At 49.4% G+C, this 25,598-nt stretch carries 14 protein-coding genes; all 14 read left to right on the forward strand.

Going from position 1 to position 25,598, the window contains the following annotated elements:
* Window positions 1-9 precede the first annotated feature (9 nt).
* The 14 genes from MHH48_RS15430 to MHH48_RS15495 all read left to right on the forward strand — a co-directional run bounded on the left by MHH48_RS15430 (window position 10) and on the right by MHH48_RS15495 (window position 25,556).
* Window positions 10-1,050, forward strand: a complete 1,041-nt coding sequence (locus tag MHH48_RS15430; protein WP_256720837.1) for a helix-turn-helix domain-containing protein — start codon at window positions 10-12, stop codon at window positions 1,048-1,050.
* Between the two features lie 270 nt (window positions 1,051-1,320).
* Window positions 1,321-2,781, forward strand: a complete 1,461-nt coding sequence (locus tag MHH48_RS15435) for an MFS transporter (RefSeq protein ID WP_076326108.1) — start codon at window positions 1,321-1,323, stop codon at window positions 2,779-2,781.
* 93 nt (window positions 2,782-2,874) lie between these two features.
* The gene (locus MHH48_RS15440; protein WP_076326109.1) at window positions 2,875-3,384 is read left to right on the forward strand and encodes a ClbS/DfsB family four-helix bundle protein; all 510 of its coding nucleotides are present in this window, start codon (window positions 2,875-2,877) and stop codon (window positions 3,382-3,384) included.
* A gap of 626 nt (window positions 3,385-4,010) precedes the next feature.
* Complete coding sequence (locus tag MHH48_RS15445) at window positions 4,011-5,132, forward strand: glycoside hydrolase family 88 protein (RefSeq protein WP_076326110.1); 1,122 nt, start codon at window positions 4,011-4,013, stop codon at window positions 5,130-5,132.
* Window positions 5,122-7,290 carry an alginate lyase family protein gene (locus MHH48_RS15450; protein WP_076326111.1) on the forward strand — a complete coding sequence of 723 codons (2,169 nt, stop codon included), beginning with the start codon at window positions 5,122-5,124 and terminating at the stop codon, window positions 7,288-7,290. Before MHH48_RS15445 ends, MHH48_RS15450 begins: the two co-directional genes overlap by 11 nt.
* Before the next feature lie 68 nt (window positions 7,291-7,358).
* On the forward strand, window positions 7,359-9,083 hold the full coding sequence (locus MHH48_RS15455) for a histidine kinase (RefSeq protein ID WP_076326112.1): 1,725 nt from the start codon (window positions 7,359-7,361) through the stop codon (window positions 9,081-9,083).
* Window positions 9,080-10,669, forward strand: a complete 1,590-nt coding sequence (locus tag MHH48_RS15460) for a response regulator (protein WP_083659836.1) — start codon at window positions 9,080-9,082, stop codon at window positions 10,667-10,669. The genes MHH48_RS15455 and MHH48_RS15460 overlap by 4 nt, the downstream gene beginning before the upstream one ends.
* 293 nt (window positions 10,670-10,962) lie before the next feature.
* On the forward strand, window positions 10,963-11,883 hold the full coding sequence (locus MHH48_RS15465) for a sugar ABC transporter permease (protein ID WP_076326113.1): 921 nt from the start codon (window positions 10,963-10,965) through the stop codon (window positions 11,881-11,883).
* 12 nt (window positions 11,884-11,895) lie between these two features.
* Window positions 11,896-12,738, forward strand: a complete 843-nt coding sequence (locus MHH48_RS15470) for a carbohydrate ABC transporter permease (protein ID WP_083659837.1) — start codon at window positions 11,896-11,898, stop codon at window positions 12,736-12,738.
* Between the two features lie 150 nt (window positions 12,739-12,888).
* Window positions 12,889-14,271 carry an extracellular solute-binding protein gene (locus MHH48_RS15475; protein WP_076326114.1) on the forward strand — a complete coding sequence of 461 codons (1,383 nt, stop codon included), beginning with the start codon at window positions 12,889-12,891 and terminating at the stop codon, window positions 14,269-14,271.
* Window positions 14,272-14,391: 120 nt separating this feature from the next.
* Window positions 14,392-16,743 carry a glycoside hydrolase family 95 protein gene (locus tag MHH48_RS15480; protein WP_076326115.1) on the forward strand — a complete coding sequence of 784 codons (2,352 nt, stop codon included), beginning with the start codon at window positions 14,392-14,394 and terminating at the stop codon, window positions 16,741-16,743.
* A 76-nt stretch (window positions 16,744-16,819) separates the two neighbouring features.
* Entirely contained in the window at window positions 16,820-18,079 is a 1,260-nt protein-coding gene (locus MHH48_RS15485; protein ID WP_076326116.1) for an alpha-L-fucosidase, read from the forward strand.
* 37 nt (window positions 18,080-18,116) lie between these two features.
* A complete protein-coding gene (locus tag MHH48_RS15490; RefSeq protein WP_076326117.1) occupies window positions 18,117-19,976 on the forward strand; it encodes a beta-galactosidase in 1,860 nt (619 codons plus the stop codon).
* A 600-nt stretch (window positions 19,977-20,576) separates the two neighbouring features.
* The gene (locus MHH48_RS15495) at window positions 20,577-25,556 is read left to right on the forward strand and encodes a polysaccharide lyase family 8 super-sandwich domain-containing protein (protein WP_076323188.1); all 4,980 of its coding nucleotides are present in this window, start codon (window positions 20,577-20,579) and stop codon (window positions 25,554-25,556) included.
* Window positions 25,557-25,598: the final 42 nt, after the last annotated feature.

The raw sequence follows: 25,598 nt of genomic DNA on the forward strand, positions 1-25,598 counted from the left end.
GAGCGTACAATGCAGCTAACGCAAGATTACAGGGATAAGAAGGTGTCACCATTGACTTTAAATATCGTGAATGCCGAGGTTCATAGCCTTTTTGATCAGTTCACAGATCTCGTTCAGGGATCTTCCCAGTTTAGCGAATGGCAGGAGCATATCTCCGTACCACCGGCGGTGGGACAGGGAAGCATCAGGAGGACACGGATTCGTTCAGGCATGGAGATCGTAGTGACGGATATTACCTTCGCACAAGATATGAAGCTTCACATTCAGGAAGCATGCCAGCTGTTTGAGTTAAGCTACTGTTTGAACGGCGAAATTTATTGTGAGTGGAATGGAAGGGAAAGCTTCACGGAGAAGATGACAGGCAACGTTCTCTTTTTTGAGGATGAGCTGGTATATGAAGAGAAGAAGGCCGGCATTAGGCAGCATATGCTTGAGATTCGTTTGTCCCCCCAAGAGCTGCTTCATTATGCTGGAGACATCACCGAGAAACACAGGATGGAATCATGGCTGCATCGGCATAAAGGGCAAATCGACGAATATCCGAACACGCCTGCTATCCATAAATGCGTATCGGATATGATGAACTGCAGTTATAACGGTACGATGAAACGGTTGTACATGGAGAGCAAGGCGATGGAGCTCATCGCATTGTTTGCGGAGGTTGAAGGACATGAGACGGTGGGCGGCAACCGTTTTCTAAGCCGTGACGATCTGTCCAAGTTGGAGCAAGCCAGACAATTAGTCATCCATCATTTTGAACAGCCGCTATCGATTCAACAGTTAGCAAGAAGAGTTGGACTGAATGAATTCAAATTGAAAAAGGGGTTCCGCGAACGATTCGGCATCACGATTTTCGAACTTGTGCGCAAGCAAAGAATGGAGAAGGCCATCTGGTACATGGAAACGGAAGGCTATAATGTCGGAGAAACGGCCGTATCTGTCGGCTACAGCAATGCCAGCAATTTCGCGACTACCTTCCGCAAGTATTATGGCTGTAATCCGGGAGAATATCTGAAAGCTATAGGTCACAGCCGTACGTCAAGCCCTTAAAATAAATACGAAGAAGAAAAAGGATTCTAAACATGTTTGTCATGTTTGGAGTCCTTTTTTTGTAGATCCTGACTCCCTCTACAAGGAAAGAAAATACCTTGGCAGGTAGATCAAAACGCCATCATCGATGATAATGATTATCAATTGGTTGAATTGATACGCCAAGTCTATGAAATCGATAGTGATCTTTATGCGAATCCGCTCAATGGGAGGGTGGCATTTGCTTTAAAATGCGGACGCAGCTCATGAAAATGGAAGAGAGGGAAACTCATGAATAAAATCGCTATAACGGATATGACAGCACAACAGGTAGTCCAGCCAGCTGATCCACGCCGCTGGGTCGCTCTTATTCTGATCCTGCTTCCGACTCTTCTGATCTCTCTGAACAATTATATGATGCAGGTTGCACTTCCTAATATGCAAGACAGCCTGCACGTCAGTTTTGCCGAAGCACAGATTATTTTCTCAGGGTATTCATTAGGTCTTGCTGTGGCCTTGATCTTTGGCGGAAGGCTGGGTGACATGTATGGCAGAAAACGAATGCTGCGCATTGGGGTTTTGGGTTTTACGGTGATGAGTGTTTTCGGGGGATTCGTTTCAAGTCCAATTCTATTTATTATCGTGCGCGTCACCCAGGGGTTATCGGCGGCGATGATTCAACCACAGGTCCTATCCATAATCCAGCGAACCTTTCCTCCAAGCGAAAAAGGGTTGGTTTTTGCAATCTACGGAGCGGTGATCGGGACGGGATTCACGCTTGGTTTAATCCTGGGCGGAGTTTTGGTGGATTGGAACTGGTTTGGGCTTGGCTGGCGATTGGTATTTTGGTTTAATGTGCCTTTTGGCCTCCTTGTGATTACAGGCCTGCCTATGGTCCCTGAGTCCAGCGGACCTGGAAAGCAAAGCATTGATTGGATTGGGACATTGCTGCTCATGTTCGGGTTATTCTTGCTGATTTATCCACTCACGGTGGGGCAAAAACAGGGATGGCCATCATGGACATGGGGATGCGTACTGTTATCGATTCTGATTCTCCTTGCCTTTATTGCTTTGCAGAAACGGAAGGGAAAGGCGGAGGATACACCGCCGCTCATGGATCTTTCCATTTTTCGATTACGTTCTTTTCGTCGGGGAGTCTTCACGGAGATGATGATTTACCTCAGCATGTTCTCATTTTTCTTCATATTGAATTACTTTCTGCAAACAGGATTGCATTTCAATCTGAAGACAACAAGCTTGGTGTTTCTGCCCCTGGGTTTGGGATTGTTCGCTACCTCATTGCTGTCATCCCGGATGGTCAATCGATGGGGGAACACTGTATTAAGGTCAGGCGCGCTAACTATGGGCATTAGTATACTCCTGCTTGTAGTATCACTGAATAGGAATCCCATTCATTTGTTCCATATCCATAATATCCTTATCCTATCGTTGTATGGGATAGGTCTAGGTATGGCGACAACGCCGCTTGCGAATATGATTCTTAGCAGTGTACCAGCGGCATCAGCAGGAACAGGCTCGGGTTTGTTCACCACTATGATGTATTTGGCTAACGTATTTGGCGTTGCATTCATAAGCATTTTGTTCACTCACTCGCTTGGGCTGTCCCTCTCAGATGCAAGCCTGGCGGATTATGTAAGAGCCTTCTCGATCACTGCTGGAGCAAGTGGATTATTAGCTTTCGTGGCTTATATTTGCTTAGGTTTAAAGCGCTACCGGGAAAAGAGAGCCTAGATGATATTCATCACTATGCATGATCCTTGGACATGGTATAATTTGGATATGTCTGTGGAGTGAAGCCTGCAAATGATGAAGGAGAGGGTACCGTTGCAAACGTACCAGAGTAAAGAAGCTTTAATCACTGAAATTCAAAAAACGTACAAGCTTTTTGACCAAGAATTTGATGATGTTCCAGAGGATAAAAGGAATCTGCGTATAGGCGAAGTGGACAGAACACCCCAAGAGATGATCGCCTATCAGCTCGGATGGCTAACGCTGGTGATGAGCTGGGAGAAGGATGAACTTGCGGGTAAAGAAGTTACGACGCCAACCCCTGACTATAAATGGAATCAATTGGGGGCTTTGTATCAGCAATTCTATCATACGTATGATGCACATTCTTTGGAAGAATTACGTTCGTTGTTGAAGCAGAGGATAGAAGAATGGTGTGAATGGATCAACCAACTGAGTGAGGAAGAGTTATTTCATTCGGGTGTTCGCAAGTGGACGGTAACCAGTGCCAACTGGCCGATGTGGAAATGGCTGCATATCAATTCCGTCGCACCGTTCAAAAGCTTCAGAACCAAAATCAGAAAGTGGAAGAAGTACGACGGTTAGACTATATCGCTCGGCAGACATGAGAGGCCGTCCCATTTAGATCTAGTTGCTTGACGTACGGCTCTCATAAACAGAAAGTGTGTCAAATAAAGCTATGGCGGTGCTCAGGATGTTATTCCCACACCGCTATAGTTTCTGTTTGATCAGATCGAGTTGGTCCATGGTATATTGAATGTACAAAAGAAACCGTTCCTTTCGTAAATGGTTTGGGTAGCACCTCCATTTTACCAAAGAACGGTTTCTTTGCGTCTAAAAAAGTAAGCAATCTTCACGGCGTAGCGGAGAGGACGAATCGATTCCGGACAAGCGTCAGCGCTCGCCTTTGCCCCCACATTTCGTCCTTGCTCAGAATCATTCCAAGAAATTTGGGGGCAACAGCGATGGGAGGAACGATTCGTACATGGGGCGTCTTCTAAGAGCAAGAAGGGGGCCTCCCGAAAGATCTAAGAAGCCCCTTTTTTTGGTTGGATTCGAGCGAAAAGGAACAGGCTTGTTCCATTTCTACCACCCTAGAGACCCGAAAGTCAAAATATTGCACATCAAGGCAAAAATCGGCTCTACAAGAACGGGGTGACTCTCCTTATCATGAATCGTAATCATGATCGATTTGAAGGGAGCAAGAGGTTATGTGGAGCAGTGCGATTAAAGACGCCGTAGAGAAAATCCGGAAGAACATGGATACCTACGGGACAAGATTTCCCCACGTCAGTAGGGACGGAGCTTATTTGTTGAATGACAATGACGACTGGACGAACGGCTTCTGGAGCGGCCTTCTCTGGCTATGTTATGAATACACAGGTGACGAGGCCTTCAGATTGGGGGCGGTGCGAACCGTAGAAGATTTCCGCCAACGCTTTGCGGATAAGCGGGTGCTGGATCATCACGATATCGGATTTCTGTATTCCTTGTCCTCCAAAGCGGAATGGATCGTTGATAAGAACGAAAGTGCCCGCGAGTTGACGCTTCAGGCTGCGGACTTGCTGCTGAAACGCTGGCGTCCAGGCGGAGGATATATTCAGGCCTGGGGTCCTGAAGGGGATGAACAGGAGGGTGGCCGCATCATTATCGATTGTTTGATGAATCTGCCGCTCCTGTTCTGGGCTGAACTGCAAACCGGAAAGTCCCAATATCGAGAAGTTGCAATCATGCAGGCGGAGAAGACAAGGCGTTATCTGGTGCGGGGAGATGACAGTTCATACCACACCTTCTTCTTTGATCCGCATACCGGGGAGCCGATCGGAGGTGCTACGCATCAAGGCTATACAAACGGGTCGACATGGACGCGGGGACAAGCCTGGGGGGTATACGGCTTCGCACTGGCTTACCATTATACAGGAGATCATGTATACCTCGATACTTCTAAACGAATGGCGAGATATTTCCTGAAACACTTACCGGAGGATCATGTCGCCCTTTGGGACTTTAATGCTCCCGTAACCGCCGAGACTTATCGCGACAGCTCGGCCTCCGCCATTGTGGCAGCAGGCTTGCTGGAACTGATTGGACATCTGGAGGAGGAGGATCTCGAAAGAGCCGACTTTGAACAAGGTCTGAAGGATTCCATGACCTCGTTGGTACGTAATTACTCCACGATCGGCCAAGAGGCAGAGGGCCTGCTGCAGCATGGCTCTTATCATGTGCGCGGCGGATTGTCCCCGGATGATTTCATGATCTGGGGGGATTATTTTTACCTGGAAGCTTTGATTCGGATGGAGACCGGCAGCAAGGGGTACTGGTATGAACGCTGATGCTACGGAAGTTTCGGTGGATGCCGTTTTAGCGGTTTTGAATCTGGAGGATCCCGCCATGCGTCCGATGCAAGATGCAGACGACCAAGGTCAACGGCACGATATACTGAGTAAGCTGCACAAGTACTTCTCTTGTCGGAAGACACCCGGATGGTGGACGAGCAGTGAGGATAAGCAGAGAATTACGGAATATGTGAAGCAATACTGTGCAGATGAACTGGAAACCGTGATGAAGACAGCGGATGAGGTGGTGCGGCAGACGTTCCTGTTCCGCTTTCCATGGGATATGGAACGGAGTGTAGTGCCGGTCACATTTGACGGTGATATTGACTGGTGCCATATCCCCGATCAAGACGTGGAGTGGGCTTATATGCTGAATCGCCACCGTTACTGGGTGGCGCTAGGACAAGCGTATGCGATGACAGGCGATGAGAAGTATGCGGAGGTGCTTGGCCGCCAGCTTGAAGACTGGATAGATCGGAATCCTGTCCCCCAAGAACCTACGACGGATACGTTGACATGGCGCCCGATCGAAGCGGGCCTGCGCAGCGCGAACTGGATCAAGGCACTTCGATACATGATCGGCAGTCCATCCCTGACTCCATCGCTGCTTAGTAAAGCGCTGATTTCGCTTCACGAGCACGGGGAGTATCTGGATGCTTCCTTCACCAGCTGGAAGCATATCAGCAACTGGGGTGTTCTGGAAACTTGCGGTTTATACCATATTGCACTGTTCTTCCCCGAGTTTAGCAAGTCGGCAAGGTGGCGGGAAATGGGGGAAGAGAGACTGAAGGAGACGGCCCGGCTCCAGATCATGGCGGATGGCATTCACTGGGAGCAATCGCCAACGTACCATCATGAGGTGCTGGCTTGTTATCTTGACTGCGTTCACCTCGCCAATCTCAACGGGTTGGAGCTTGACGGTCCATTTCGGCGTACGGTCCGCGAGATGGCCGGAGCCTCCTTGTACTGGGCGAAGCCGAATCACAGGCAGCCGATGCTGGGAGACAGCGACGACAGTGATATCCGTTCCATTCTGACCTATGCCGCGTGGTTATTTGGGGATTCCGTTCTGCGCTTTGGCGGCAATGCTCGGCCGGATTATGATAATGCCTGGCTGTTCGGCATAGAGGGAATCCGGGATTACAAAGCGATGGCTCCCGCGGAGCCGCCATGCCGGAGCCGAGCTTTTACCCATTCCGGTCATTATACGATGCGAACGGGCTGGGACGAAGAAGCGCTGTACCTTTATTTTCACTGCGGTCCGCTCGGGGGAGGTCACGGGCACGCCGACATGCTGCACATAGATCTCCATGCCTACGGCCGTGATCTGCTCACTGATTCTGGAAGGTACAACTATAGCGATCATACACCGCTGAGAAAAGCATTAAAGGAGAGCTCAGCCCATAACACAACTGTTGTCGACGGAATCGGATTTACCGGGGTCAAGGACACCTGGTCTTTCGACCGGATTGCCGGGCCTCTTGGCTGCAAATGGATCAGCAGGCCGGAGTTTGACTATGTCGAGGGGGCGCATGACGGCTATCTCTATGGGAATGAACCGTTGTATCCGCGCAGAAGGATCATCTTTATCAAGCCATACTATTGGCTGCTGATCGACAGCTTGGTGTGCCTTGAGCAGCATACCTTTACTCAGCATTTTCATTTTCCGCACCCTCCAGGAGAAGCCTTGATGGAAGCGGAATCATTGATTTGCCGTACAAACACCCTTGGGGAAGCGAATCTATCCATCATCCCCGTAACCACAGACGGCCTGCGTGCGGAAGTGGGCGAGGGCGTGATCTCCCGTGAATATAACCTGCTGGAACCTAATGCGAATGCGGCCTACTCCCGGACAGGGAAAGGTTTGATCAGCATCATGCAGGTGCTATATCCTCATCGTCCAGGCGAAACAGCCGCTCCGCGAGTCCGTAAGGTACCTGTATATCGTCATACGGGCGAACGGGTTCATGACGGGCAAGCTGAGGCATGCGGGGTTCAGCTCCCGGGAATGGAAGAGGAGTTTATTCTCGTTGTTAGTCACCGTGCGCCATCCGGTCATTATGATTCTTATGTGGTGGAGGGCATGCAGATCTTCGGAGAGGTTGTGCTGATGACCCTCCAAGGAAGAAATAAGCAAGTAACCGTAATCATTTAATGAATGCTTCCGGCACAGAGGACTGATAGAATAAAGAGGACAATAGCATAAGAGAGGCGCAGAGAAAAATGTTCAAATTCACCTACTACAAACGCATCCAGCTGTCGTTTCTTTTGCTGATCTTTATTCCGCTGATTGCGGTTTCTATCATTTCGTTTGTTCTGATCCGGGATACGATGGTAGAGAAGCTGCAGCTCAGCAACGAGAATTTCCTGAACGTCATGACGGATGAGCTGAGTAAGACAATTGACGATGTAACGTTTGCTTCCCATTTTATCGTGAACGATACGAATGTTCGCAATATCCTGAAGTCATTTGCAGACACAAAACGGCTGGCTACTTATCAGGATTATGTGCATTTTAGACAAATTCAGGATGTGTTTTCCCTGATCAACTCCAAGCCGCTGAATAATAACGTCCGCATGTACTTGGTCAACCGTCAGCATTTCGTCATCTCTTCAGGCACGGAGGATTTGACCGCCATTAACGGAAGTGTCGACAAGCTGATGCAGCGCGTCGATCTCAATAAACCGGAAAGCCTGCAATGGCTTGGGATGGCGGGCGGCGACTCGGCAGGGAAGGGGAAAAGTTACTATATCGCCAGGGTCATTTATGACAGCCGCGAGAAGAGGCAAGTGTCCGTATTGCTCAGCGCCATTTCCGATACTTACTTCAACAGGCTGCTTGGTACGGTCGACTTTGGCAAGGTGGCGCTCTTTGATACAACAGGGGAATTCATCGCAGGCGACTCGGGGCTAATCCCGAATCATACGGAGACTAAGGGCAGTGTCCGAACGGACAGGACCATTTTGAAATCGAACTGGAAGCTGGCCTATGAGGCTTCGGAGAAAGAGTGGTCGGGGCAAATCTCCCGGACTTTTTATACCGGTCTAGCCGGGGTCATTCTGCTGTTTCTCGTTTTCTCCGGGATGTCCATCCTGATCGCCAAAAGGCTGCACAGTCCGATTCTCAAGCTGCAGCGGGTTGTACGCCAGTTCGGAATGGGAAACCTGGATGTCAGACTGGAGGTCAAGGGCAAGGATGATATCGCCGAATTGGGGCAGACGCTGAATACGATGCTGGATCAATTACAGCGGCTGATTCACGATATCGAACAGGAGCAGGAACAGAAGCGGGTGATGGAGCTCGAAGCCTTGTTTATGCAAATTCGCCCTCATTTTTTGATTAACACGCTGAATTCGATCAAGTGCAGTCTGATCTTGACGAAAGATACACTTCATAGTGGAATTATTGATTCCTTGATGAGTTTGCTTCGAGCTTATCTCAAGGTCAATGAGCCGGCCACTTTACGCGAGGAATGCAAGCTGCTGGGCCATTATATCGACATTATGAAGATCCGCAATGAAATCCCGCTTCATTTAGAGGTCGATCTGGATCCGGAAACCGAGGGGCTCATTTTGCCGAAACTTATTTTGCAGCCTGTCGTTGAGAATGCCATCGTCCACGGGCTTGTCGATCATCAGACTCCACGCATTGAGATCCGTTCCCGAAGCAATCCGGACGGAGTCCGAATTGAGATTACAGACAATGGCTTCGGGGCAGATGAAGATATGCTCCAATGTCTGAACCGTAGGCTGGGAAAACCAAGCGGCGAGCAGGATGGAGCTTATGAGAGAGTGGGTCTAATGAACATCGTCCAAAGACTCCGATTGACCTTCGGACCGGAAGCGAGTTTGACACTCGCCAACCTTCCGCAGGGTGGAATGTCAGTTTCACTGTATTTGCCCCAAAGTCATCATCATGGTTTTTTACCGGAGGGAGAGGAAGAATGATGTATAGAGTAATGCTCATAGACGATGATGTTCCTATGCTCAAGGTACTGCAACAGATGATTGACTGGGAGGCAAACAATCTGCAGATAGCCGGCAGTACGTATTCCAGCGCGAAAGCGCTGCATATGTTTGAGGAATTACGTCCGGATATTGTCATTACGGATATCGGACTGCCGCAAAAAAACGGCATTGAGTTGGCAGACCATTTTATTCGCGTGAAGCCGGAGGTTCGGATTATCTTCCTGACCTGTCATGAGGATTTTCATTACGCCCAGCAAGCCGTAAAGCTGCAAGCGGATGATTATTTGATCAAGGATCAGCTTACGGCTGAGCAGTTGGAGCAGAGTCTTGGCAAATCCATGCACTTGTTAAAGACGCGGGCCGGTCTGATTAATCGCGAGGCGGCGAGTTACAACAGCCAGCTCTTTCGGCAGGATTTGCTGCAAAGGGTAATCAATGGCTCGCCGTCCGAAGCCACTTTGGCTTATGCGGCACAGATCGGCATCTCTTGGACGTATCCGTGGTTTATGCTGGGACTGGTCAGCATTCAAATGTCCAGCTTTGACCAGCGTTTCAGACAAACGGAATTTCCACTGATTTTATACGCTGTCTACAATATCGCGACGGAATTGTCCGAATCGTATGAAGGAATTACGCCGTTCATGGAGCAGGGAAACATTGTGATTCTTCATAACTTTAGGGTGAATCTCGCACAAAATGCCAGCTTGAATCTTCATAATTATTTGCAGCGGCTGTGTTACCAGTGCGTTCACTTTCTGAAAATTCAACCAAACGTTATCGCGGTCACGGACAAAATGGAATTAAGCTCGATTGGTTCTATCTATCAGGAAATTCTCCATGGCAAGTGCGAGTTTTACGCAAATACCGACTATACGATATCCGAAATTTCGCAAATAAGGTCGCGTTGGTTTCAAGCTGCGCCACAGGGGTTTCTTGACAGCTATGTTTCAGAGCTCGAACGGATGCTCATCAAGCAGGATCTCGACGGAATACGCGCTGCGCTTCAAAAGATCGCCGGGACCGCCAAAGAGCTGTCGATTGATCCGAATGACTTTGCCAGGGACCTTTCCTCCATGCTTCGCGGTGTCGAGCTGATGTTCTCCAGTCTGAAATTCGATGAGGATCTGTTTGCCTATCTTGCTTTAGCTCGCACCTTGGAGGATATGATGGAACTGGTGGAGAGAAAGCTGATCCAAATTATCGGAACCCGGCAAACGGGAGTAGGAAGCTCCCCGAATGAGCCGAAGCTGCAGGTGATCCAGCAATATATCGATCAGCATCTTGACGATAACATCACGTCGATCGATATGGCACGCTATCTGTTTTTGAATCCGAGCTATTTTTCGCGATATTTCAAACGGATGACGGGGTTGACCTTCACGGATTACGTGCATCAGTACAAAATGAAGATGGCTACCAAAATGCTCAGAATGTCTGGACAAAATCTGGAGTCTCTTGCTATGGGATTGGGTTATTCGGATCGGACGTATTTTTCAAAAGTGTTTAAAAAATACGTGGGGACCACGCCAAGTGAATATAAAGCGAAGTACACCGCGCGAAAATAAGTGGACCGCTACAGTTCAATTCACATTTACAGCAGCAAGCCGCCTGGCAAGGGCGGCTTTTTAAGATTTAAGAATGTATAAGTTTTCAGCGAAGCGTTAGCAATAATGTATTCGCATTTATATGTTTTGGGGTCCCCGCAAAGTATTTGGAATAAGCATCGGAGCATAGGCCCCCCTTTGTGGGGCTTTTTTTAGGTCAAAATCTTGCACATGGCTGGTCATAATCCCTCCTTCTTGCCGATAGCGGATGTATTACTATAATGACAACTTACAAATTGTTGAGGTGATGCTACATGGAGGCTGTACAACAACCTGTGCCCAAGAGCCGACGGAAGTTTTGGACCCCCAAGCGGAAAGAGGCTTTGATCGGGTGGCTCTTTCTGGCCCCGGAAATCGTCGGAATGCTGCTATTAAACGTATTTGCCCTTGGATTTTCTTTGTATTTGAGCTTATCCGATTGGGATATGCTGTCGGGTGTCCAGGGTATCGAATTTACCGGACTGGATAATTTCATCAAGATGTTCCATGATCCAACCATTATGCAAGCGATAAAGAACAACTTGATCTATATGGTTCTTACGGTGCCGATCCCGATTGCGATCGCCTTGGTGCTTTCGGTATTGATTCACAACAGCGTGTTCTTCAAGAGTTATTTTAAAGTCGCGTTCTTTATTCCTTATATCTCTTCGATCATCGCAGTTGCTGCGGTGTGGAGCGCATTATTCCACCCATCGCTGGGTCCGATCAACCAGTTTCTGATGGACATCGGGATCAGCAGTCCGCCGAAATGGCTGGTCGATCCGAAAACGTCGCTCTTGGCGATTTCGATTATCAGTTCCTGGGCGGGCCTGGGTTACACGATCATAATCTACATGGCTGGGCTCACGAACATTTCGAATGAAATTTACGAAGCGGCGGATATTGACGGTGCCAGTTCGATCAAAAAGTTTTTTGCGATCACGGTTCCGATGCTCCGCCCGACGACCTTCTTCCTGTTGATTACGATGTTGATTGGCTCGTTTAAAGTGTTTGACATCATTGCCTTTTTAACGGAAGGCGGCCCGAACAATTCTTCTACCGTGCTTGTATTCCGCATCTATGAGGAAGGCTTTAAATACTACAATATGGGATACGCTTCGGCCATTTCCTGGTTGCTGTTCGCGATTATCGGTCTGATTACCGCGCTCACCTGGAAAATGAGAAATGAAGAATAAGAAGGGAGAGGAATGTACATGCAGTTGCTTCGAAAAAACGTGTCCAAAGTGATAATCACCCTTATCATGGGGGCATTGTCCATCGTGTTTCTCGTTCCGCTTATCTGGATGATTTCCGCGGCTTTTAAATATGAGAAGGATGTTATGCGATTCCCGATTCAATGGATACCGGAAAAGGTGAATCTGGCGTACAATTTCAAGATGGTCTGGATGGGAAGAGTTCCCTTCTATGATTTCTACTTTAATTCTTTTAAAATAGCGATTATTACGACTTTAATCACACTGATTATCTCATCCATGGCAGCCTATGCGCTGACGAAGATTCGCTTTAAAGGACGGAACCTCGTCTTTATGGCCTTGCTCTCGTTCATGATCATTCCGGATCAGGCGACGCTGATTCCTCGATTTTTGCTGATTCGCTGGTTTGGCCTCTACAATACGCATGCAGCCATCATCTTCATGAGCATGTTCTCGATCTACTTCACATTCCTGCTGCGTCAGTTTATGATCGGGATCAGTGATGAATACTTGGAAGCGGCCAGAATTGACGGAGCGGGTCATCTGCGGACATTTGCTTCCATTATGGTTCCGCTGTGCAAGCCTGTGCTTGCTACGGTAGCGATTATTAAATTCATTTGGACCTGGAACGATTACCAGAATCCGCTCATCTTCTTGCTGGACAAGGACTTATACACGATTCCGCTGGGGATGACGCTGTTCCGTGATGACTATACCAACAACTACGCCATTATGATGATGGCGTCCGTATCGGCGATCATTCCGCTGGTCATTGTGTTCATCGCATTGCAAAAGCAGGTTATAAACGGCATTGCTTTGGGCGGGGTAAAAGGTTGATACGAAGTCTAATGTCAAAAATCAGAATTTCGGAAAGTCAAAAATGTAATCCTAGAACCTCAAAATTGTGCACTTGATCCGCCATGCTGGTGCCTATAATGAACATGAAAACAGCACCACAACTAATTTATCTGTGCAGGGGGAAGTAAGATGAAGAAAAAAAGTAAACACAGATTATCCGTCATTCTTAGCACGATCCTGGCGAGCACCCTGGTCTTAAGCGGTTGCGGGAATTCCGGGTCTGAAAGCGGTGCCAGCAAGGACGGTGGAAGCGGTCAGACGGACAAGCAGGTTACCGTCAAGTATTACAACTGGGATAACGAAGCTCAACAGGCGGGTACGGACGCCATGCTCCAGGAATTCATGGATCAGAATCCGAATATCAAGGTCGAACATGTGGTTCTGGTCCCAGGTGATTCCGTGGAAATGTTGAAAAAGCTTGATTTCCTGATCTCATCCGGTGAAGCGATCGATGTTATTCAATTCCCAAGCTTAGGCGGAGTTCTCGAACGCGCCTCACGTGGAGCACTTGCTCCCCTGAACGAGTTCTATGAGCAGGAAAGTCTCGTTCCGGAAGACGAATACTTTGTCAATGCCAAGTTAGAAGACAAGTATTATGGCATGCAGTACACCAAGAGCATGAACTATGTGATGCTCAATAAGGATGCCCTGGATGAAGCGGGACTTGAAGTTCCGAAATTCGGCTGGACTTGGGATGATTACCGCGACTATTCCAAGAAGCTGACCAAGGGCGAAGGCGTAGACAAGCGTTACGGGTCTTACTTCCATACATGGGAGCTTTATATGAACGCTCCGGCGCAAACCATGATGAAAGATCCGTTCGTATATGAGGACGGAACTACCATTCTGGCCGATCCGACTTACAAGTATTTCTTCCAGCTCCGCAAAGATATGGAGGAGACGGACAAGTCGGCCAAACCTTACAGTGACGTACTTGCCGCGAAGCTGAACTACCGTACTGAATTTTTTAATGAAGAAGCTGCTATGATTCTTACAGGCAACTTCACGATAGCGGACCCAGGAAATACCGAGCAATATCCGCATGATTTCAAAACAGCTTTCGCTCCTGTACCTGTGCCTCCTGCGGGAATGGAACCTAAAGAGTATGAAGGAAAATACTTCACCAGCGGCAGTATGCTTGCGTTGGGTGCCAATTCAACCAACAAGGAAGCGTCCTTCAAGCTTATGAAATTTATGACAACAGCCGATTCGGACAACAGACTTGAGTTCTCTGGTTACAAGAAAGCGAATAACGAAGAATTGTTGACAAAGCTGGTTGCCGGTAAAGAGGATAAGTACGATATGGATTCGCTGAAATATACGCTGTTTAGCGATGAAATCCAGTATCTTGATGCAGCCAAAGTCATGATGACGGATACTTCGGAATTGACCAAGATCATTGATGACGGCTTTGCGAAATTCATGCTCAGCAACGAGCCGATTGATGAGGTTCAACAATGGATGGTCGATGAAGCTACAAAAATCATTAACGAAAAAGGCGTTGTTAAGTAATCGGGCCGGATGGAATCCTAAAGGTTGATGCTTAGCTATTGATTGGAAGGGCTGTCCTCAGTAATCATACATCTGAGACAGCCCTTATTCTATTGTGATACTCAAAATAGGAGCAGAGCGATGATCAACGAAACTAGAAAGCTTGTAGAACGACGGCCTGCAAAGGTCTGGACGGAGGCATTTCCCGTCGGCAACGGGAGACTCGGAGCCATGGTATTTGGCGGTGTGTCCACCGAGCGGATTGGTTTGAATGAAGATTCGGTATGGTATGGCGGACCGAAGCAGCACGACAATCCAGAGGCGATACAAAAGCTGGATGATATTAGATCTCTTCTTCGCTGTGGGGAGCTGCGAGAGGCGGAGCAGTTGGCGCTTACACATTTTACGAATGCTCCGCAATACTTTGGACCTTACCAGCCGCTCGGAGATCTGCTGCTTCAGTTCAAGTCCGACACATCCGAAGTTAATCAATACAGGCGGGAGCTGGATCTGAGGACGGGCGTTGCTTCCGTATCCTGGGAAGAGAACGGCATTTTCTATGACAGGAAAGTCTTTGCAAGTGCTGTTCATCAAGTCCTTGTCGTTCGTATTTCTGCATCGGAACCTGCAGCTATTCATTTATCAGCCCGGTTAAGCAAGCGCCCCTTCGATGGAAACATAAAGCGGGAAAATGAACGTACATTGGCGATGGAAGGCATATGTGGGCCGGATGGTGTTAAATACGCGGCAGTACTTCATGCCTATACGATTGGCGGCAAGTGTCAAACGGTTGGCAATTACCTCGATATCCAGTCTGCCGATGATGTTACTTTGCTGTTCGCCGCTCAAACATCGTTTCGCTGTGATGATCCGTACCGGGAGGCACTGCAACAGGCGGGATCCGCTGCATTGCTTCCATATGGCTCATTGCTGGATGAGCATATTGCTGATCATTGCGCTTTATTCGATCGAGTAAGTCTGAAAATCGAAGCGTCTGATACATTGATAACTCCGATAACGGAAGATGGCGCTTCAGAGGCAGAAGATGCACTTGTTGATAGGTCTACTTCGGAGAGACTACAGCTTTATCGGCAAGGGGTTAATGATCCTGGACTTGAGGCGTTGTTCTATCAATATGGTCGTTATTTACTGATGGCAAGCTCGAGACCGGGGAGTTTACCTGCCAATTTGCAGGGAATCTGGAATGAAAGTTTCACGCCACCCTGGGAGAGTGATTATCATCTGAACATTAATTTGCAGATGAACTATTGGATTGCCGAGACAGGCAATTTGCCGGAATGCCACGAGCCATTGTTCGATTTTATCGATCGGTTGGTCATAAACGGGCGGAAGACCGCGGCATCTCTGTATGGGGCGAGAGGGTTTACGGCGCACACATCATCGAATCTGTGGGCAGAGAGCGGCTTGTTTGGAGCATGGACACCTGCCATTTTCTGGCCGATGGGCGGGGCGTGGCTGGCCCTGCATTTATGGGAGCATTACCGCTATAATCTGTCAGAGTCATTCCTGCGAGAACGAGCTTATCCAGTACTGAAGGAGGCTTCCTTGTTCTTTCTTGATTTTCTTGTTTTTGATGAGAACGGCTGTCTGGTTACTTCGCCTTCGCTCTCACCGGAGAACAGCTATATTAACGAGAAAGGACAGATTGGTTCCTTATGCTCCGGCCCTTCGATGGACTCACAAATTATATATGCATTATTTACCGCTTGTATTGAAGCAGCGGAGATTCTGGGGATGGATGAGGAATGGAGTAGACAGTGGAGCGGTACGCGGGCAAAACTTCCTCAGCCCCAAATCGGCCGATATGGACAGGTCATGGAATGGGCAGTCGATTATGAAGAGTTTGAGCCGGGTCATCGCCATATCTCACATTTATTCGCTCTGCATCCGGGAGAACAGATTATCCCTCATCGAATGCCCGAGCTAGGAGAAGCTGCCAGGGCAACGTTGGAACGGCGCCTGAAGTATGGCGGAGGACATACCGGTTGGAGCCAAGCGTGGATTACGAATTTCTGGTCTCGACTTGGCGAGGGAGAGAAAGCACATGACAGCCTACGCGAGCTGCTGGCCAAGGCAGTACATCCGAATTTGTTCGGTGACCATCCCCCTTTTCAAATTGATGCCAATTTCGGCGGAGCGGCCGCGATCCAGGAGATGTTGCTGCAATCCCATGGCGGTGAAGTTCGTTTGCTTCCTGCTCTGCCGTCCTCATGGGCAAGTGGTTCGGTGAAGGGACTTCGTGCTAGGGGCGGTTATACAGTAAATATTAGCTGGAAAGAAGGCAAGCTTGAAACGGCTGAGATTTATTCTGAGAATTTCCGGAATTGTGTTTTATTTAGCGGGCACCAGCTTGTAATACTTGATTCCACGCATGTTCCTGTACCTATAACATGCCTAAGCTCAGGCTCGGGTTATCAATATACGTTTGCGGCAGAGGGGGAAGAGACCTATCAGATTGTATTAAAAAGATAATGAACCGTGTCATTCACTGTGTAGTTGGTATCAAGTTTCATATGTAGCATAACTCATGTGAGGGAGTGAAAAAGAGATGAATGATGATTTGAAGGAGCATTCGGATTATCTTGCTGTTTTGCCGACTCCAGAGCAGCTAGCCTGGCAGGACATGGAGCTCGGGATGTTCTGCCATTTCGGAATTAATACGTTCTGTGACCAGGAGTGGGGAGAGGGCAAGGATTCGCCCACATTGTTTAATCCACTACAGCTAGATGCCCGGCAGTGGGTTCGGTCCGCGAAGCAAGCCGGATTCCGTTATTTCATATTGACGGCCAAGCACCATGACGGCTTTTGCCTGTGGCCAACGGCGACAACGGACTACTCCGTAGCCTCGAGTCCGTGGAAGGAAGGGCGGGGCGATGTCGTAAAAGAATGTGCGGATGCTTGCCGGGAAGAGGGCATCGGATTCGGTATTTATGTATCCCCTTGGGACAGGCACGAGCCGTGTTATGCCGACCCGCAAAAGTATGATGACTTTTATTGCAGACAATTGGAGGAGCTCTTAACCGGCTATGGTCCGCTTGTGGAAATCTGGTTTGACGGCGCGGGGTCGGAAGGCCGCGAATATGACTGGCCTCGAATCATGGATCTCGTGAAAAAGCATCAGCCCAGCGCGATGGTGTTTAATATGGGCGCGCCCACGATCCGTTGGGTCGGCAATGAGGATGGCGTCGCTCCGTATCCTTGCTGGAATACGGCCGATTCTTCGCGAGGCAGCATGTTCAGCGAAGAATCGCTGAAGTGGCTGCCGGAGACGCCGGGCTGGGTGCCCGCGGAATGTGATGTCCCCATCCGAAAAGACCGCTGGTTCTGGCATCCTGACGAAGAACACTTGCTGTTGTCTGTTGGTCAACTAATGGAAATCTATTATCGGTCGGTCGGACATGGGGCAACCTTGCTGCTCAATGTCGCTCCAGACCATCGGGGGCTGCTTCCGGAAGCCGATGTAAAGCGGCTTCTGGCATTTGGCAGAGAGATCGAGCGTCGGTTTGGTCATGCCCTGGCTGAAAGCTCGGGATCGGGCGAGGTCGTTGAAATGACCCTTTCCCGAATATGCGTGATCGATCATGCCGTTGTCATGGAGGATATCGCTTACGGAGAACGTGTAAGTCAATATGTGCTGGAAGCGTGCATCGATGGGGAGTGGCTTGAGCTTACACGCGGCAGCGCGATCGGTCACAAGAAAATCGATGCGTTCTCGCCAGTATCTACGGACAAGGTGCGTTTACGTGTACTGAAATCGGCCGCAAGTCCGAAAATCAAAAAAATGGCGGTTTATCGCTGCGGGCAATAAACGTTGGATTTTATCAAGAAGTGTGGAGGGATCTGTAATGGGAATGCTCACTTGGAATAACGGGCAATACTTGTTGAACGGGCAGCCGTACCGGATCATATCGGGAGCGATTCACTATTTCCGTGTGGTTCCTGGATATTGGGAGGACAGGCTATTAAAATTAAAGGCCTGCGGCTTCAATACCGTTGAAACTTATATCGCCTGGAATGTACACGAACCCAAAGAAGGGGAATTTAACTTTAGCGGCATGGCCGACGTCGTATCGTTTATCGAATTAGCCGGGAAATTGGGCTTGCACGTCATTGTCAGACCCAGCCCGTTCATCTGTGCGGAATGGGAATTTGGAGGTTTGCCAGGCTGGCTGCTTGGTTATGGAGAAGTCCGGCTTCGTTGCAGTGATCCGCTCTATTTAAGCAAGGTGGATCATTATTACGATGAGTTGATCCCAAGACTGGTTCCGCTGCTGTCCACACATGGAGGGCCGATTCTGGCCGTTCAGGTCGAAAATGAATACGGCAGTTACGGCAACGATCACGCTTATCTGGAATATTTGCGCGCGGGACTGGTGCGGCGTGGCGTGGATGTGCTTCTCTTTACTTCCGACGGGCCAACCGACGAGATGCTGCTAGGCGGGTCACTTGACGATGTGCACGCGACTGTGAATTTCGGTTCCAGGGTAGAAGAATCCTTCCGCAAATACCGGGAATATCGTACGGAAGAGCCGCTGATGGTCATGGAATTCTGGAACGGCTGGTTTGATCACTGGATGGAGGATCATCATGTGCGGGATGCGGCCGATGTTGCCGGCGTACTGGATGAAATGCTGGAGAAAGGCTCCTCGATTAATATGTATATGTTCCATGGTGGAACCAATTTCAGCTTTTACAGTGGAGCGAATCACATCCAGACCTATGAGCCAACAACGACAAGCTACGATTATGATGCCCCTTTGACGGAATGGGGGGATAAGACGGAGAAATATGAGGCGGTGCGGTTGGTGCTGGACAAGCATGGCTTTAAGCAGGGTTGTGTCTTCCCGGATCCCATTCCAAAGGCAGCCTACGGAAAGGTCGCGTTGTCTGAAATGGCAGGCCTGTTTGCGGATGCCAATTTAGAGCATCTCTCAGAACCGATACAAAGCGTACACATCCAACCGATGGAAAAATTCGGACAGTCCTATGGCTTTATATTGTACAGCACATTTATTCAGGGACCGCGGCAAGGACAGCAGCTGCATATTCAGGAGGTTCGGGATCGTGCTCAGGTATTTCTGGATGGTCGGCCGCTTGGCGTTATCGAACGATGGAATTCAGAGCCTCTCCATATTACCGTACCCGCAAACGGAGCGAGGCTGGATATTCTCGTCGAGAACATGGGCCGGATCAATTATGGGCCGCTTATCCGCGATCCTAAGGGAATCACGGAAGGCGTGAGAATCGATAACCAGTTCCTGTATGACTGGACGATCCGGACCCTGCCGCTGGAGTCCGAAACGCTGTCATCTCTCTCTTATAAACCGGTTACCGATGATGGACAGACGGAGCAAGAAGAGCTGTCCACACCGGAATCGGAAAACGCAGACCTGCCCGGATTTTACCGCGGACATTTTCAGGTGGAGGACATCGGGGATACGTTTCTTCGCTTTGATGGCTGGACTAAAGGTGTCGCTTGGATCAATGGCTTCAATCTGGGCCGGTACTGGAAGGCGGGGCCGCAGATGGCGTTATATATTCCCGGCCCTTTATTGCGTAAAGGGGAAAACGAACTGGTTCTATTTGAACTACATGGCCGTCCCGCATCTTGCGAAGTCGAACTGTCAGATCGACCGGACCTCGGACAGACCGCTGCTGTGGACGAAGCTGTGCTCAATTTCGTACAGGACGGAGAAGACAAATAGTCCATACAGACACGGATATTGTACAGTTCGTCGAGTTCAACAAGGGGCCGTCCCAAAAGTAGATTTATTGCTTGACGTACGGCTCCCATGTCGGGTGGCTTTCAACTTCCCCATAATTTGTCTCAAGAAGGCGGCCAATGATCAAAACAGAAGCCATAGCGGTGTGGGAATAACATCCTGAGCACCGCCATGGCTTTATTTGACGTACTTTCTGTTAGGACGAATCGATTCCGGACAAGCGTCAGCGCTCGCCTTTGCCCCCACATTTCGTCCTTGCTCAGAACCATTCCAAGAAATGTGGGGGCAACAGCGATGGTAGGAATGATTCGTACATGGAGCGTCTTCTAGGGCCGCCCGCAAGATCTAAGATCTTTTGGGACACCCCCTTTAACGTATGTGCCCTGAACAGGAGTCCAGGACAATGTCAGAAATGTATACGCTTTCGGTCAAAATTCTCCACCTTCCTATTTTTTCAACTAAGTAAGATTACAAGTAACACGAGGCCTGATGCGGGTATTGAGCCGTAGGAGTCTTAGAAAGCTGAGGTGTACGCGTACCAGGTTTGTGGCTTGTACTTTAACCATATGGCGGGGTGAATTAATGCGAAAAACCAGTCTGGTGTTAGCGCTTATGCTTGGGATAGATCTCTTGTCCGCAAGCATCGGGAGTTTCACAGCCGGGGTAGCGTCGGCTGCATCTACCAATCTTATGCTTAATGGAAGCTTCGAAGAAACGACTTCCACGGTAAGCGGGGCCTGGAAAGGGATCGCGGATCCAATTCCGGTTCATTGGGATTTATGGATTCCAACCGGCAGCGGCAAAGAGCCGAACAAAACGGCAACGGTCAAAATCGATACGGAACACTCGCATGAAGGGAAACAGTCACTGTTGTTTGATGCTTTTAACACGAGTCGGGTATCCGTCAAGCAGGTGGTCACATCTGTGACACCCGGCAAATCCTACAAGCTTAAGCTGTGGCTGAAGACGGATAACGTATCCGGCCAGGGCGTTTACTTCCGGACCCAATACTATAATACGGCCAAGGTGGGGGACGGACCTGCTTCCGAGAAATGGACAGGAACCCGTGATTGGACGATGCAGCAGGTGGTTCTGACGATTCCCGAAACAACAACCAAATTGACCATTGAGCCATTTCTGGAGACAGGGAAAGGGAAGGTCTGGTTTGACGACCTGGTACTGGAGGAATATTCAGGTTACACCGGAATCACGCTGAATCAAACGGCCTTTTCCATGGCAGTTGGTGGCCAAGTTACGTTGTCTCCGACCATGACGCCTTCTACGGCATCGGACAAAAGTGTAAGCTGGACTTCGAGCAACCCCGATGTGGCGATCGTAAATGATCTTGGCGAGATTACCGGCGTAGGTATCGGTACGACAACAATCAGAATTTCAACACCGGATGATCTGACGTTTGCAGAATGTTTGGTAAATGTGGAATCAGCTTCAGACATGGAGGCCTACGAAAGCTTACGTGCAAAATGGCATACACGTCTGACTGGCGGCGCATTTGACGAAAGTGATCCTGATATTGTCGCGGCTGTAACCGCCCAAGCGAATAAGGCTTCTGGATTCTGGAAGTCGCTGGACAAGTCACCCGGGCGCACATGGTTGTGGAGTGATCTGACCAGCACGACTGATTCCAGCCAAATCACGACCGCTTATAACCGATTAAAAACGATGGCATTAGCATATTCCGTTCCGGGCTCCGATTTGTTCGAAAACAAGGAGCTTGCGAGCGATATTGTCAGCGCACTCGATTGGATGTACGCAAATCGCTACAACGGTAGTAAAAAAGCCTACAATAACTGGTGGGACTGGGAGATTGGTGCTCCGCAAGTACTTAATGATGTGATGGTTTTGATGTACGACAATCTATCTCGGGAACAAATCACCCGTTTCATTTCGGCAATCGATACATTCTGTCCGAATCCGAAGGTAGGATCCGTGCTTGGCGTAAGCGGGGTCAAAATGACCGGTGCCAATTTATTGGATAAAGCGTTTGTGGTTACACTTCGTGGAATTATCGAAAAAAACAGTGCCAAAATTATGCTGGGTAGAGATTCGATCGGTTCCGAATATGTTTATGCAACAAAAGGGGACGGCGTATATCGCGACGGCTCCCTTGTGCAGCATTCGAATATCGCTTATACCGGAGGTTATGGATCGGTATGGTTGAAAGGCACGGCGGACATGTCCTATCTGTTGACCGATTCGCCATGGCCGATCACGGATCGTAACGTATTGAATGTGTATGACTGGGTATCGCAGACCTATGAGCCGATCATTTATAACGGGCAGTTCATGGATATGGTCAACGGAAGGGGGATCTCCCGCAGTGGCAACGGCAGTGCCCGCAGTACGATCATTACTTTGCTGCGCATGGCGGAATCTGCACCGGCTGATGTGGCCATATCCATCAAACAAATGGCAAAGGAATGGATATCCAAAGATACAACCTACAGTAATTATTACGAAGGATTGTCCCTTGGCGATATCATGGTCATCAAAAAGCTGATGAACGAGGATGCGATTACACCGAGGGGCCACCTGGTAAAAAATCAAATGTTCGCAGGCATGGACCGGGTCGTTCAATTGCGGGATGGTTTCGGGTTTGGGCTGAGCCTGTTTTCGGATCGCATCTCGGCCTTTGAGAAGGGAAATAACGAGAACCTGAAGGGCTGGTATACAGGCATAGGTATGACTTATTTGTATGACCGGGATTTCGGGCAGTATCGCAATGACTTCTGGCCGACCGTCGATTCCTTCCGTTTGCCGGGGACCACAACGGACGGATCCGGACAAGGGCGGGTTCCCGGAGAATGGACCTCATACATGAATACTCAATCTTGGGTCGGGGGCGTATCGCTGGATGGCGAATACGGAGCCGCCGGCATGGATTTCTCGCTGGCTAAAGTGACGGGCAGCGATTTGAAGGGTAAAAAATCCTGGTTCATGTTTGATGATGAGATCGTCGCGCTTGGCTCCGGCATTACCAGTAATGGAAGCGGGCCTCAAACGGTTGAAACCCTAATCGAGAACCGCATGTTGAATGCTGCCGGGGACAATAGACTCATTATGGACGGCGTTGACCAGCCGTTAGCGACCGGATCCCCATATAAGACGAGCGGTGTGCATTGGGCACATCTCGACAGTAATACGGATGGCGCCGGAACGGGGTATTATTTCCCGGATGCAGCGGAATTGTCGGTACTCCGTGAGAACAGAACCGCCAGTTGGAAGGAGATCAACAGCTCGCAAGCGGATACTCCGATTACACGGAATTATTTAAGTCTGGCCTTCGATCACGGAGAAACACCAGCTAATGCCTCCTATTCATACGTTCTGCTGCCTGAGCAAGGTGGGGAGGCAACCAAGCAGTACAGTGAGAATCCGGATATCGACGTGTTGGCAAGCACGATAGACATCCACGCGGTGAAGGAGAAGACGCTTGGCCTCACAGCGGCTAATTTTTGGAATCCGGGTACCGTGGGCGATCTGCGTTCGGAGCAGCCGGCTTCGGTGATCATGAAGGAAACGGACGACGGTTTAAGTATCGCGGTCTCCGATCCGACACAGCAGCAGTCGGAAATAACGCTGTATTTAAATCGCGCGGGGCTGGTATTGGCAAGTGCCGATCCTACTGTAAGCCTTGAACAAACGACTCCATTCATTAAACTGCGCTTGAACACAAACGGATCATTAGGTGCGGCACATACCGTTGTTTTTAAGAAAGAGGTACCTGTCTCTTCCTTATATTCAACACTTCAAACCGAAACGAGTGTCGAACTGGAATGGACGGTCCGGGATAGCGTGTCGGGGATAGAAGGTTATGAAATTACCAAAGACGGTGTTACGGTAAGTGACGCTACTTACCGTACAGTGACATCTGACACCTACACTGCGACCGTGGACGGCCTGCTGCCTGGTACCATTTATCACTTTGAGGTATCGGGCCTTGATGGAGGCGGCCAGCGGGTGGGAGACAGTCGGGAGATTACGGTCGCGACTCGTGATGACACCCCGCCAAGCGCGCCTGTGCTGAGTTATACATCGGTGACAGATACTTCAATTGCCTTAAAGTGGTCCGAGTCTTCCGACAATGTAGGAGTATCCGGCTACAGCCTTTACAGAGATGGGCAGTGGGTGACGAGTGTGTCTGCGTCGGTGTATAGCCAAACGCTGGACGGGTTGATTCCTGCAACCGAATACGTGTTTAGTGTGAAGGCATCCGATGCCGCAGGCAATCTGTCGGAGAGCAACAAGCTGCAAGTAACGACGGATACATCCTCTACCGAGGGTGGCACGGATAATGGCTCCGGTAACGGGAATGGATCGGAGAGCAATTCGCACGACAACACGTCCGGCAATGAAGGGACGCAAGGTAATTCGGACACTTCAACGGAAACGAGCCATCATGAAGCGACCCACGGGGTCAAAATCGTGAATGAGAAGACGCTTCGGGCGCCAGTGGACGGCGTAGTCTCGATCTCACTCACTGAAGAGGAAACCAAGATCAGCCTGCCCCAACAAGCCGGAGCATTTCTTGGAAAAAGCAAGCTGGAAATCAAGAAGAAGGGCGTAACTCTTACACTCGATTCGGCGCTGCTTTCGGCAATCGAAGCCGATTCGGTCGGCCATACGGCGGTGCTGCTGACATTCGAACCGGTTGGGCAACAAGAAGCGTCCGTTCTAGTCGGTGGTTCCCGTGGATCGAATCTTCAGCTCCGATCCGGCGGGATGATGAAATTCGGCGTATTTCTTGGCGGGGCAGATGTGGAAAAGGAATATAATCAACCTTTTGCGGTGCCTGCCCGGATCCGTTTTGACGCCTCGGCTTATGCCGGATTGGATCCTGAACTGTTGGGGATTTATGTATATGATCAAGATGTTCAAACATGGAAGTATGTCAGCGGGTTAACCGGGACCCACAAAGAATCAATCGAAGCCTACATAAATAGTCCTGGATTATACACTGTGCTGGAATACAACAAAGGGTTTAACGACCTACCTGCTTCGCACTGGGCGAAGCGCGCCGTTAAAATATTGACCGCACGGCATATTGTAAATGGTCGGACGGAAACGGAGTTTGCTCCGGACTCGGCGGTAACACGCGCCGAATTTATCTCATTGATCGTACGGACCTGGGGCTTTGCGGCAAGTGACAAAAACGCATTTGATGACGTCAAACCGCAAGCCTGGTATGCGAATGCGGTTGCCGCTGCCTATGAAGTCGGGCTTGTAAAAGGTAAAGCGGATGGTATATTCGACCCCAATGGGCCGATCAGCCGGGAGGATATGGCTGTCATGGCTGCAAGACTTTCAACGATGATCAAGGGCAGTATGGAAGGACAGGTTAAAGAAATCAAGTTCATAGACGCGGATCAAGTATCCGCTTATGCACGGGAAGACCTGAAGCTTGTCGTAAACCTTGGTTTAATGCAGGGAAGGGGAGAAGCTTTCCTTCCCCAGGGACAGACTACCCGTGCAGAGGCGGCACAGGTAATGCTGAATATGATCAATTTCCTGGGTATGGATAACCCATTAATAGAGGGCCGATAGGCCCTCTTCTGTGGTAAAGGGCAAGCCATGCAAGATAAATGA

Source organism: Paenibacillus sp. FSL F4-0100, from assembly GCF_037993005.1.
Classification (GTDB): Bacteria; Bacillota; Bacilli; order Paenibacillales; family Paenibacillaceae; genus Paenibacillus_AQ.